The organism is Kineococcus gypseus (genome assembly GCF_050871305.1).
Classification (GTDB): Bacteria; Actinomycetota; Actinomycetes; order Actinomycetales; family Kineococcaceae; genus Kineococcus; species Kineococcus gypseus.
Genome location: NZ_JBJLRD010000003.1, coordinates 57,515 through 69,676, shown reverse-complemented (window position 1 = coordinate 69,676; position 12,162 = coordinate 57,515). Strand labels below are relative to the sequence as shown.

Below are 12,162 nucleotides of genomic sequence, written 5' to 3'. Positions count from 1 at the left end.
GAACCCCGCGGGCGGCCCCCGCACGGCGACCCCGCACGGCGACCTGGACCGGCCGCCGTGCGGGGCGCTGCTCACCCGCCGGGATTCAGCCCGGGTTCACTCGCCCAGCGTGGGCAGGTAGCCCGGCGCGCGCCGGGCCTGCACGGCCTGCTCGAAGGAGTACGCCAGCTCCAGCACGCCGGCGTCGTCCCACTGCGCGCCGATGAAGGACACGCCCACCGGCAGCGCCCCGCTCGGGCCGGCGAACCCGGCGGGCACCGCCACGTTCGGGTAGCCGGCGACCGCGGCGGGCGTGGAGGTGGCGAACGCGAAGCGGTCCGCCTCGCCGTCCACGGACAGGTAGCGCGTCTTCCACGCCGGGGTGCCGGTCAGGCCGACGACGGCGTCGAGGTCGTCCTCGGCGCCGGGGCCCTGCGCCAGCGCCTCGTCGATCGAGGCGCGCGCCAGGGAGCGGGCCACGATGCGCGCGGCGCGCGCGGCCGCGTCGTCCGCGGGCACCTCGCCCTCCTGGGCCGCGATCATCGTCTCCTGCCCGAAGTACTCCAGCTCCACCGGGTCCTGCTCGTTGAAGGCGATGACCGCGGCGAGGTCGGCGGGTGCGCCGGGCGTGGCGGCCAGGTAGGCGTTCAGGTCGCGCTTGAACTCCGAGACCAGCGCGGGGCCCTCGTTCTGCCCGACGAGGTCGAGGTAGTCCAGCTGCACCGGCACCGTGGTGGCGCCGGCGGCCTCGATCTCCTTGGCGGCGCGGTCGAAGACCTCGGCGGTGTCCGGGCCGACGGCCTCGCGCTCGGCGTCGGTGAGCGTCCACACGCCCACGCGCGCGCCCTCCAGGGCGTCGGCGTCCAGGTCGGTGTAGTCCACGTCGGTGTCGGGGTTGGCCAGCGTGGCGGCGTCGGCGGGGTCCTCGCCGGCGATGACGTCCAGCACGATGGCGGCGTCGACCGCGTGGCGGGCCATCGGCCCGGCGGTGTCCTGCTCGGCGGAGATGGGCACCACGCCGTCGCGGCTGACCAGGCCCAGGGTGGGCTTGACGCCCACGACGCCGTTGGCGCCGGCCGGGCACACGATCGAGCCGTCGGTCTCGGTGCCGATGGCCACCTGCGCCAGCGAGGCGGCCACCGCCGCGCCGGAGCCGGAGGAGGAGCCGCAGGGGTTGCGGTCGAGCACGTACGGGTTGCCGGTCTGCCCGCCCACCCCGCTCCAGCCGCTGGTGGAGCCGTCGCCGCGGAAGTTCGCCCACTCCGACAGGTTCGCCTTGCCCAGCACGACCGCGCCGGCCGCGCGCAGCTTCGCGGTCAGCGTCGCGTCGTCGGGGCGCGTGCCCAGCATCGCGCGCGAACCGGCGGTGGTGGCCATGCCCTGCGCGTCGACGTTGTCCTTCAGCAGCACCGGCACGCCCTCCAGCGGCCCGCGCGGCCCGCCGCGGCGGCGCTGGCGGTCGCTGGCGCGCGCCTCGGCCAGCGCGGCGGGGTTCACCGCCAGCACCGCGCCCAGCTCCGGGTCCACCGCCCTGATGCGCCGCAGGTACGCGCGGGTCAGCTGCACGGCGCTCAGCCGGCCGGCGGCCATGCGCTCCTGCAGCTGCGGGATGGTCGCCGCGTCCAGGTCGATCCCGCGCACGCCGGCCGTCGCGGCGGCGCGCTCGGCCACCGGCGCGTGCAGCAGCTCGGGCGCGAGCTCCTCCTGCCAGGACTGCTCCTGCCAGGACTGCTCCTGCCACGCCCGCCCGCGCTCGCCGCTCGAGGCGGAGGCGGGCGCGGCGGCCAGGCCGGCCAGCCCGACGAGGGCGGCGGCCGCGGCGGCGGTGGCGCGGCGGGTGGTGCGGGGGGTACGGGGCACGGGGGGCTCCAGCGGTGCGAGGGGGACCGGGCGGAGGCGCCGGCGGCTGGAACCTAGGGTGCCGGTGAGTCGCCGGGGTTACCCCTGTGTTTCCGCTGTGACACGTGGGCCGGTGCGCGAGCGGGGGAGCGGAGGACGGGTGGCGGGCAGCACGGGAGCGCGCGGGACCGGCGAGCGCGCGGAGCGCGAGCAGCGCGGTGCGCGCGGGAGGTGGTGGCGGCCCGGCGCGCTGGGCGGGCCGTGGGCCTGGCTGGTGCCGGCCGCGGTGGCGCTGGCGGCCACCGCCTGGCGCTACGACGCCAAGCCGCTGTGGCGCGACGAGGTGTACACGCTGGCCACCGCCGAGCGCCCCTACGCGGTCATGCTGCGCGGGCTGCGGGTCACCGACGCCGGCATGGGCCCCTGGTACGCGCTCGTGCGCCCGTGGGTGCTGCTCTCGCGCGAGGAGGCGTGGCTGCGCCTGCCCGGCGCGCTGGCCACCGTGCTCACCGCGGTGCTCGTCGCCCTGATCGCCCGCCGGCTGCTGCGCCCGGGCAGCCCCCCCGGGGCGCGCGCGGTCGCCGGCGTCGTGGCCGGCACCGCGTTCGCGCTGGCGCCCGTGGTCGTCGAGCACAGCCAGGAGGCGCGGCCGTACCCGCTGGTGCTGGCGTGCGTGAGCGCCACCGCGCTGGCGCTGCTGCACGAGCGCGAACGCCCGCGCCGGCGCTGGCTGGTGCTGCGGGTGGTCTCCTCCACGCTCGCCGCGGCGCTGCACGTGCTCACCGGCGCGCCCGCGGTGGCCGCGCTGCTGGCGGTCGCCCTGGCCCTGCCCGGCCGCGCGGGCCGGCGGCGGGTGCTGCTCGGTGCGCTGCCGGCCGCGGCGGTCAGCGCCGCGCTGGTGGCCGCGGGCCTCTCCCAGGCGCCGAACCGCATCGGTGAGGACTTCCCCGTCCTGGCGCGCACGGCCGGGCTGTGGACGGCGCACGCGGCCGGGGTGCCGGTGCTCCTGGTGCTGCTCGCGCTCGTCGGGGCCGGTGCGGTACACCTGCGCGGCGAGCGGGCGGTGCTGCTGCTCCTGCTGGCCTGGGCGGTCGCCCCCGTGGCCGCGCTGGCCGCCTCCGCCGCCGGAGGGCAGCTGTTCTCCGCCCGCTACGCCGCCGCGAGCGCCCCGGCGCTGGCCGTGCTGGCCGGGACGGGCGCCGGCGCCCTGGCCGCCCGGGTGCGCACGGCGCGCTCGCGCGCGGCCGTCGCCGTGCTGGCCGCCGGCGCGCTGGTGGCCGGGCAGGGCGGGCACCTGCTGCACGAGCGCGCCCGCCCCTACGTCACCGACGACATCACCTCGGCCGTGGCGGTGCTGGCCGCCGGCGCCCGCCCGGGCGACGCCGTCGCCTTCCTGGGCAACACCACCCGCCCGCACGTGCGCTACTACCTGCCCGCCGGCACCCCCCTGGACGACGCGCTGCTGCTGCGCGACACCGACGTCAGCGTCTCCGTGGGCGGTGACGACGTGCCCGAGCGCGAGCGGGCCGCGGCGCTGGCCGGGCACCGGCGCGTGTGGCTGGTGGGGCTGGTGCTCAACGACCCGTGGGAGGAGGTGTTCGCCGGGTGGGTGCAGCCGGCGCGCGCGGGCCGGCAGCGGGAGTTCGGGGGCGACTACGGCGCGGTGCGCGTGGAGCTGTGGACGCGCTGAGGCGCGCCGGCACCCGCCCCCGCGGGTGCACCGGCGGCTGCGGCGCGGCGGGTGCGCATCCGGTCCAGGTCGGCGTTGACCAGGCCGAGCAGCACCAGGTCCACCACCAGCCCGGCGGTGGCGGCGAACTGCGAGGCGGCGAAGAGGAACACCTGCGTGACCAGCAGCGAGGTCAGCGCCGAGCGCTGGAACGACTCCACCGCCGCGCGCCGCCCGCGCCGGCGGGCCTGCACCAGCCCGGCCAGCGCGAACACCAGCGCCGCACCGGCCCCCACCAGCACCCCCAGCCCGGCGGTGCCGGGACCGCGGCCGGTGACCCACGCGCCCGCGGCCACCAGCGCCGCACCGGCCGCCTGCGCCAGCAGGCAGGCGCCCATCAGCGGCAGCGCCCACCAGGAGGTGGCCAGCCGGTCGAACAGGCGCCCGACCCCGACCCACGCCTGCTCCAGGCGCGCCGGCACCGGCACCGGCGCCGGTCCCACCCGCCGCAGCAGCGCACCCAGCTCGGGCGCGGCGAACTGCCCGTCCAGGCCCTCCAGGCCGCGCAGCGCCTCCTCGCGCTGGCGCGGCGTCAGGTGCCCGGCGATGCCGTCGACGAGGGCGTGCGCGGCGTTGGCGACGCGCTCGTCGGCGTCCAGGGGGCGGTGCCGGCGCCAGCGCCGGGCGCCCACCACCAGCCCGGCGAGCACCACGTACATGATCGCCGCGGCGGGTTCGTAGAAGTAGTCGTTGTTGGAGGTGACGAACTTGCCGACCTCGTCGATGAACAGCCCGAAGCCGACCCCGCTGAGCAGGGCCGCCACCGGGCGCGGGCCGCGGCCGACGTACGCGAACTGCAGCACCGCGGCCACCGCCATGAGCAGCCCGCCGGGCAGCACGTGCGCGACGTGCAGGCCGCTGTCGCCGCCGATGCGCGGGTAGCCGGTCAGCGCCAGCAGCAGCCGCGTCAGCAGCACGGTGCACACCGCCGCCACCACGAACGTCGTCAGGTGCCGGGCGCCCTCGTCGCTGCGCACGAGGTCCACGCGCAGCGCGCGGCTCAGGCGGGGCACGGCGGTCGGGGGGTCGCGGGTCCATCGGGCACCCTCCCGACCGTACCGAGCGGCGCGGCCGGGCGCGCGCGGGTGCGGTGCCCGCTCAGCCCGCCGAGGCGCTCAGCCCGCCGGGGCCGCTGGAGAGCACCGCCGCCGCCAGCGCCCGCGAGGCCGGGCGCTCGCGCGTGCGCGGGTTGGTCAGCAGCACCAGGTCGATCCAGCCCAGCTCCGGCAGGCGGTGCTGCGGGCCCAGCGCGCTCAGCTGCACCGGCACCAGCGAGCCGGCCAGGCACGAGACGCCGATGCCGGCGGAGACCGCGGCGATCAGGCCGTTGACGCCGCGGCACACGCACGCGCTGCGGTAGCCCAGCCCGGCGCGCTCGAGCGCCTCGTGCATGGCCGCCCCGCTGAGGGAGGGTGAGGGGTACACCGCCAGCGGCACCGGCTGGGAGAGGTCCAGGCGGGTGGAGGGGGTGCCCACCCACACCAGCCGCTCGCGCTTGACGAGCTGGCCCTCGCCCGAGCCGCGCGGGCGCTTGCCGATGAAGATGTCCAGCCGGTCGTTCTCCAGGCGCCGGTGCAGGGTGCCGGACTGGTCGACGGTCAGCTCCAGGTCCACGCGCGGGTTCTCGGTGCGGAACTCGCGCAGGATGCGCGGCAGCCGCGTCAGCGCCAGGTCGTCGGACATGCCGATGCGCAGCCGCCCGCGCGGGCGCTCGGAGCGGAAGTACGCCGCGGCGTGCTCGTGCGCGGCCAGGATCGAGCGGGCGAAACCGGTCATCGCCTCACCGTCGGCGGTCAGCGCCACCGTGTGCGTGTCGCGGTGCACCAGCGCGCGGCCGGCGGCCTCCTCCAGCTTGCGCACGTGCTGGCTCACGGTGGACTGGCGCACCCCCAGGCGCGCGGCGGCCTGCGTGAACGACAGCGTCTGCGCCACCGCCAGGAACGAGCGCAGCTGCGCGGGGTCGAAGGCCGACCCCGCGCCCGGACCCGGGAGCACCACGGCCCCTCCTCCCGCTCATCACGACACGTGATGACTGATACTCCGCCCATCACCGTGCGATCACGTCGGCGCCGCGCCGATGATGGGGGGACACCGAGCACCCGAAGGGCTGATCGTGACACCCCCGGCCTCCGCCGAAGCGCTCTGCGCGACGAACCCGACGACGAACCCCTCGACCCCCGGCCACCTCGACGGCTCCCGCCCCCGCACCGGCGCCACGTTCGCCGCGCTGCGCGTGCCCAACTTCCGGGTCTACGTGGCCGGGCAGGCGTTCGCGAACACCGGCGTGTGGATGCAGAACATCGCGCTGGACTGGCTCGTGCTGGAGCTGACCGGTTCGCCCGCCGCCGTCGGGATCGCGATGGCGCTGCAGTTCCTGCCGATCCTGCTGCTGGGGATGCACGGCGGGATGCTCGCCGACCGCTACCCCAAGCGGACCATCCTGCTCGTCACCCAGCTGTGCAGCGCGGTCGTGGCGAGCGCCCTGGCGGTGCTCACCGTCAGCGGGCGCATCACCGTGCCCGCCGTCTACGTCCTCGCCGTGCTCGGCGGCCTCGTCGTCGCGCTGGACAACCCCACCCGGCAGGCGTTCGTCGGGGAGGTGGTGCCCGCGCGGTGCGTGCGCAACGCCATCGCGCTGAACGCCGCCACGTTCCAGACGACCCGCCTGGTCGGTCCCGCCGTCGCCAGCGCGCTCATCGCCACCGTGGGCACCGGGTGGGCGTTCGCCGCGAACGCCCTGTGCTGCGTGGGCCCCACGGTCGCGCTGGGGTTCTTCCTGCGCACCTCCGAGCTGGTGCGCACCCCGCCGCCTCAGCAGCGCAAGGGCCAGCTGCGCTCGGCGCTGCGCCACGTGGCCGAGCGCCCGCACGTGGCGTGGACGATCGCGCTCGTGGGGGTGTTCGGCACGTTCGGGCTGAACTTCCCCGTCGTGCTCACCGCCACCGCCGACGAGACGTTCTCCGGCGGCGCGAGCCTGTACGGGTTGTTCAACGTGGTGCTCGCCGTGGGTTCCGTGACCGGGGCGCTGCTGGCCGGCGGGCGCACCGGCACGCGGCTGCGCACGATCCTGCTGCTGGCCGCCGCGTTCGGCGCGGCGCAGGCGGCCGCCGCGCTGGCGCCGGGGCTGGGCGCCTTCCTCGTCGTCCTCGTCGTCATGGGCGCGAGCAACCTCGCGTTCCAGGCCATCGCGAACTCCTCGGTGCAGCTGTGGGTCGAACCGGCCTACCGCGGGCGCGTCATGGGCCTGTACGTGCTGGTGTTCATGGGCGGCACCCCCCTGGGCGGGCCGCTGGTCGGCTGGGTCACCGAGCACGCCGGGCCGCGCACCGGGCTGGCGCTGTGCGGGCTGGTGCCGCTGGTGGCCACCGCCGCGGTGGCAGCGGCGATCGCCGCGCGCCCGGCGGTGCAGCGCCGCCGCGCGCCCCTGCCCGCCTGAGCGCCGCGGGAGCCACAGGCCCACCCCCGCCCGGCACCGCGCTCGCGCTGTGGATCGAGCCCGCTGAGCCGACGCCCGCCTCCCTACGGTCCCCGCGACCGGGGAGGTGGGGGTGGACGAGCTGGCGACGCTGTCGCCGTGGGCGGCCGACGCCGCGGCGCGCGCGGCGCGGGAGGCCGCCGGCGCCGCGGCCGGTGCCCGCGCCGACGTCGACGCCGCCCTGGGCGGCCTGGGCGGCTGGTGGGGGGCGGCGCGCGACGGCTTCGACGGCCGCGTGCGCGACCTCCTCGCCGACGTCGACCTGCTCACCCGCGCCGCCGCGGCCGGTGCCACCGCGATCGAGGAGCACTCCGCCGAGCTGGGGATGCTCGCCGGGCGCCTGCGCACCGTCGACGCCGCGATCGCCGACGCCGAGCGGCGCACCCGCGACCCCGGGGCCACCGCCGCGGGCTTCCACACCGCGTGGGCGGAGCTGGAGCGCTGGCACACCACCCGCGCGCAGGTCCTCGCCGCCCACGACGACTCCTCCGAGCGCCTGGCCCGGCGCCTGCTCGCCCTCGTCGCCGACGTCGCCGACCGCCCCCGCACCGCCGGTGAGCACGTCGCCGACGCCGCCCGCGCCCTCGTCGCCGAGGGCGCCGCGGCCGCGTACGCGGTGGCGGGCTGGGCCTGGGACGCCGACGGCTGGGCCGAGGACCTGCTCGCCGCGCCCGGGCAGGTCCTCGACGACCTGCGGCACCCCGGCGAGGCGGCCGCCGAGGCGCTGCACCTGGACGACGCCCGCGCCGGTCGCTGGGGCGCGCTCGCCGGCGGCCTCGGCGCCGGCCTGGCCGGGCGCGGCCTCGGTCGGGCCGTCGAGGGCGCGCCCGGCCGCCCCGGCGGCGACCGCCCGCGCGGGCGCGACGAGGACCCGCTGCCGCAGACGCTGGACGAGATGCTCGCCGGCGTCGACCTCGCGCGCAGCGAGGGGCGCGGCCGCGGGCACACCCTGGAGCGGCACGTGGACGTGGACGACGCCTACCTGCAGGACCGGCTGGTGAACGGCACCCGGTTCGGCGGGAAGCGCGGTGGGCGCGGCGCCCCGCCGCCGGCCGCCTCGCGCTGGGTGGACCTGGAGACGGCCGAGCGCACCATCACCGCGGCGCTGCGCGAGAACGAGGCACGGGTGCGGCGGGCCCTCGCCGCGGGGGAGGACGTCGAGCTGCGGGTGCCGGTCGACGCGTCGGCGGGCACGGTGCTCGTCCGCGACAGCACCGGTTTCCGGCGCGTACCCGCCGAGCAGGCCGTGGTCCGCCTGCGCCGCGACGAGCGCGGCACACCCTTCATCGTCACCTCGTTCCTCGACCGGGAGAAGCACCCTTGACCGACCGCCTCGACCGCGACCCCGTCCTCTCGTGGGCAGTGGGCCACGACATGGACGTCCTCGCCACCACCTCGCCGCGCGAGGCCATCGAGCGGCAGCTCTCCCGCACGGCCCCGGAGACGATCGTCGCCACGCTGGACCTGTGGCGCCGCGCCACCGCCGGGGTGGTCACCGAGGAGGCGATGTGCACCGTCGCGCTGAACCTCGGTGCCGACAGCTGGGACCCGCCGGACGGCAGCTCGTGGCTGGTGTGGACGGCCTGGTACGTCGAGCGGCTGCGCGAGGCCCTCGAGGAGCCCGCCACGGTCCTGCCGCGCGGTGCGCTGCCGACGTGGCCGTACCCGTGGCGGGTGCACGACTCGGCCGCCGGCACCGCCGAGTCGCTGCACCGCGCCGCGCGCGTGCTGCGCGAGCGGCACCGCGAGCGGGAGCGGGCGTGGCTGGCCGACCCCGCCGGGGGAAGCCGACTGCACCTGGCCGGCGACGTCGGCGCCGTCGTGGGGCAGTTGGTGCTGCTGGACCCCGAGGGGGACGGGAGGGCGGTGCTGGACGGGGTGGACAGCACCCGCGCCGCCGTGGTGCTGCACCGCCTGGACGCCGGGGACGCCGGCCCCGCCGCCGAGGTGCACGCCGTGCACGCCACCGACCCGTCGGAGGACCCGCGCGCGGCGGGCTGGCGCGTGCGCTGGCCGGCGCTGGTCTCCTTCCTCGGCGGCTGGTTCAACGCCGCCGACCTGGCGGACACGCCCTGCTACGAGGAGGACGAGGCCCTGATCGCCGAGGCGCCCGCCTTCCTCGACCGCGTCGCGGACGAGCTCGACGGGCTGCTGCTCCTGGACGACGCCGACCTGCGCGCCGCGGTCGCCGCGCTGGGCTGCTACGCCGAGCCGCCCCACCTGCGCCGCTGGCTGGGGTGGACGTCCTGGCGGATCCGGCGCTTCGACTGGGCCTGACGGGCGCGGCGCACCGCCGCGGCGAGGTCGGCGACCACCTCGCGCGGCACGAGCACCGCCACCCCGGCGCCGTGCAGCAGGTCCAGCCCGCGCTCGACGAGCTCGGCGGCCACCGGTGCCGGCAGCCACAGGCGCCCGGCGTCGCCGGGGTCGCGCTGCGCCGTGCGCAGCGCCGGGCACACCCCGACGGCGCGGGCCAGGCCGGCGCGCAGCGCCTCCAGGGCGAGCGGGTCGCCGGTCACCTCGCCCAGGCGCAGCGGGGCGGCCCCGCCCACCGACAGCGTCACGTCCACCGACCAGCGCGGCTCCTGCGCCGCGCCGGCGCGCTCGGCGCCGGGCTCGGCGGCGGGGCCGCCCACGAGCAGCACCACCCGCGCGGTGGCCGCCGCCGGCGCGGGCAGCGGCGCGCGGCGCAGGTGCGGCAGCGCGGCGCGCACGACCTCGTCGACGACCTGGCGGGCGCTGGGCGTGGGGCCGCCGTCCCCGGGCACGGCCGCGCGCAGCACCACCGGCAGCGTCTGCGCCCGCCGGCGCCGCCAGGCCGCGCCGGGCACGCCGGCCGCGCCGGGGGAGGCGGCCGCGGCCGCGGCGAGGTCGCGCACCAGCGCGGCCAGGTGCAGCACCTCCCGGCCCGGCACGAGCAGCCCGCCGCCCGGCCAGCCGCGCGGGCCGGCCGCGCGCACGGCCTCGACGCTGACGCCCAGCGGGGGAGCGGTGCACGGCAGCTGCACCACGCCCAGCTCCACCGGCGCCGGGTGGCGGCGCGGGCCCGGCACCCGCGCGAAGGCGTCCGGGCTGGGCACCGGCACCCCGTCGCGCACCGGCAGCAGGGCGGGCACCCAGCGCGTGGGCCCGGCCAGCACCCCGTGCAGGGTCTCCCCGGCCAGGCCGGAGCGCAGCAGTGCGGCGCGCTGGCCGCTGCGCAGGGCGCCGGGGTGGGCGGGGTCGTCCGCCCCGGCGGGCACGTGCACCGCCTGCGGCACCGCCGGCCCGCCGCGCTCGACCCACCACAGCAGCCGCCCCGGGCGCACCCACAGGGCGTGCACGACCGCCACCGGCCCGCTGCCGGACCGGCTGCCGGCGGAGGTGGGCGGGCGCACCCCGGCATCGTGACCGCCGCCCCCGACACGTCCCCGCAGCCGGCGAGCACCCCGGCGCGCGCGGCACCCGCAGCCCGCGCGGGGCGACCGGCGCCGCCGTAGCCTCGCCGCGAGCCGTGGAACGACCGCGGCCAGGAGGAGGAACCCGCGTGAGCGCAGTCCCGAGCGTGACCCTGCACGACGGCGTCGAGATGCCGCAGATCGGCCTGGGCGTGTGGCAGGTGCCCCAGGAGCGCACCGCCGAGGTGGTCCTCGACGCCCTCGAGGCCGGGTACCGGCACGTCGACACCGCCGCGGGCTACGGCAACGAGGCCGGTGTCGGCGACGCCCTGCGCACCAGCGACGTGCCCCGCCAGGAGGTGTTCGTCACCACCAAGCTGCCCAACGAGCAGCACGGCCGCGACCGCACCCTGCGCACCTTCGACGAGAGCACGGCCAAGCTCCAGCTGGAGTACCTGGACCTGTACCTCATCCACTGGCCCACCCAGCGCGACGACTACGTCGAGACGTGGCAGGCGTTCGCGGAGCTGCAGCGCGAGGGGCGCATCCGCAGCATCGGCGTCTCGAACTTCCAGAAGACCCACCTGCGCAAGCTCATCGACGAGACCGGCATCGTCCCCACCGTGAACCAGGTGGAGCTGCACCCGTACCTGGTGCAGGAGGACCTGCGCGCCTTCAACGCCGAGCACGGCATCGCCACCGAGGCGTGGAGCCCGCTGGCCAGGGGCGGCGAGCTGCTCTCCGACCCGGTGATCACGCGCGTCGCCGCCGAGACCGGCAAGGAGCCCGCGCAGGTCGTGCTGCGCTGGCACCTGCAGCTGGGCAACGTCGTCATCCCCAAGTCCGTCACGCCCGCGCGCGTGCGCAGCAACATCGACGTGCTCGGCTTCACCCTCACCGACGAGCAGGTCGCCGCGATCAGCGCGCTGAACCGCGACGAGCGCACCGGCCCGGACCCCGACACGTTCGGCTGAGCCCCGGGGAGCGCCGCCCGCGCAGCCGGGCCACGACCCGGCCGCGCGGCGTCAGCGGCGGACGCCGCGGTCGGGGGCGCCCATGTCCCCGGTGGCGGGCGTCCCCCCGGCACGGGCGTAGCGCAGCAGCACGGTGCCGCTGGGACCGGCCGCCGGCGGTTCGAGCAGCGTGAGCACCGTGGGCACCGCCCCGGAGGCGAACACGCGCTTGCCCACGCCGAGCACCACGGGGTGCACCCACAGGTCCAGCCGGTCGAAGAGCCCCTCGCGCAGCAGGGTCTGCACCAGGTCCAGGCTGCCGACGACCTTGACGTGCTCGTGCCGCTCGCGCACCCCGCGCACCGCCGTGGCCAGGTCCGCGCTCAGCTGCACGGACCCGGCCCACGGCAGCTGCGGGCGCCCGCGCGAGGCCACGTACTTCGGAACGCGGTTGAAGAGCGCGGCGATCCCGCCGTCCCCGCCGCCCTCCTGGTGCGGCCAGTGGGCGGCGAAGATCTCGTACGTGCGCCGGCCGAGCAGCAGGGCGTCGGTGCCCTCGTACGCGGCGGCGACCTGCGCCCCGGCGACCTCGTCGAGCAGGGGCGCCTGCCACCCGCCGAACGCGAACCCCTCGGGGTCCTCCCCGGGCCCGCCGGGCGCCTGCCCGACGAGGTCCAGGGTCGCGAACAGCTCGATCTCGATGAGTCCCACGTCGTCCTCCCGCGCGCCGGTCCTGCCCGTCGCGGGGTGGACCCGCCGGCGCCGGCGGACTCACCGGAGGTGCGATGAGTTCCCGGCGATGAGTTCGCG

The 12,162-nt window shown here is 78.1% G+C and carries 10 protein-coding genes; 5 read left to right on the top strand and 5 right to left on the bottom strand.

The genetic code is table 11. The features are described from left to right. Positions 1-96 precede the first annotated feature (96 nt). Positions 97-1,839, bottom strand: coding sequence for an amidase (locus ACRYMN_RS01625; RefSeq protein ID WP_432491285.1), 1,743 nt, complete (start codon positions 1,837-1,839; stop codon positions 97-99). A gap of 139 nt (positions 1,840-1,978) precedes the next feature. Here ACRYMN_RS01625 and ACRYMN_RS01620 point away from each other — a divergent pair, with 139 nt between their 5' ends. Continuing rightward, a complete protein-coding gene (locus tag ACRYMN_RS01620; protein ID WP_432491283.1) occupies positions 1,979-3,508 on the top strand; it encodes a hypothetical protein in 1,530 nt (509 codons plus the stop codon). Here ACRYMN_RS01620 and ACRYMN_RS01615 read toward each other — a convergent pair. After that, positions 3,472-4,560, bottom strand: a complete 1,089-nt coding sequence (locus ACRYMN_RS01615; protein ID WP_432491281.1) for a hypothetical protein — start codon at positions 4,558-4,560, stop codon at positions 3,472-3,474. The two genes, ACRYMN_RS01620 and ACRYMN_RS01615, sit on opposite strands and share 37 nt — an antisense overlap. A gap of 85 nt (positions 4,561-4,645) precedes the next feature. After that, positions 4,646-5,545 (bottom strand): LysR family transcriptional regulator, encoded by a 900-nt coding sequence (locus ACRYMN_RS01610; RefSeq protein WP_432491279.1) that lies wholly within the window; start codon positions 5,543-5,545, stop codon positions 4,646-4,648. Positions 5,546-5,660: 115 nt separating this feature from the next. On the opposite strand from ACRYMN_RS01610, the gene ACRYMN_RS01605 reads away from it, so the two are divergent. The 3 genes from ACRYMN_RS01605 (at position 5,661) to ACRYMN_RS01595 (ending at position 9,299) form a co-directional block, all read left to right on the top strand. Further along, positions 5,661-6,983 carry an MFS transporter gene (locus tag ACRYMN_RS01605; protein ID WP_432491277.1) on the top strand — a complete coding sequence of 441 codons (1,323 nt, stop codon included), beginning with the start codon at positions 5,661-5,663 and terminating at the stop codon, positions 6,981-6,983. Positions 6,984-7,095: 112 nt separating this feature from the next. Then, positions 7,096-8,346 carry an RNase A-like domain-containing protein gene (locus tag ACRYMN_RS01600; protein WP_432491275.1) on the top strand — a complete coding sequence of 417 codons (1,251 nt, stop codon included), beginning with the start codon at positions 7,096-7,098 and terminating at the stop codon, positions 8,344-8,346. Continuing rightward, entirely contained in the window at positions 8,343-9,299 is a 957-nt protein-coding gene (locus tag ACRYMN_RS01595; RefSeq protein ID WP_432491273.1) for a hypothetical protein, read from the top strand. Before ACRYMN_RS01600 ends, ACRYMN_RS01595 begins: the two co-directional genes overlap by 4 nt. Here ACRYMN_RS01595 and ACRYMN_RS01590 read toward each other — a convergent pair. Continuing rightward, complete coding sequence (locus ACRYMN_RS01590; protein WP_432491271.1) at positions 9,224-10,399, bottom strand: hypothetical protein; 1,176 nt, start codon at positions 10,397-10,399, stop codon at positions 9,224-9,226. The two genes, ACRYMN_RS01595 and ACRYMN_RS01590, sit on opposite strands and share 76 nt — an antisense overlap. Before the next feature lie 149 nt (positions 10,400-10,548). Here ACRYMN_RS01590 and ACRYMN_RS01585 point away from each other — a divergent pair, with 149 nt between their 5' ends. After that, complete coding sequence (locus tag ACRYMN_RS01585) at positions 10,549-11,373, top strand: aldo/keto reductase (protein ID WP_432491269.1); 825 nt, start codon at positions 10,549-10,551, stop codon at positions 11,371-11,373. A gap of 51 nt (positions 11,374-11,424) precedes the next feature. Here the strand turns inward: ACRYMN_RS01585 and ACRYMN_RS01580 are convergent, their stop codons facing one another. After that, a complete protein-coding gene (locus ACRYMN_RS01580; protein WP_432491267.1) occupies positions 11,425-12,063 on the bottom strand; it encodes a dihydrofolate reductase family protein in 639 nt (212 codons plus the stop codon). Positions 12,064-12,162: the final 99 nt, after the last annotated feature.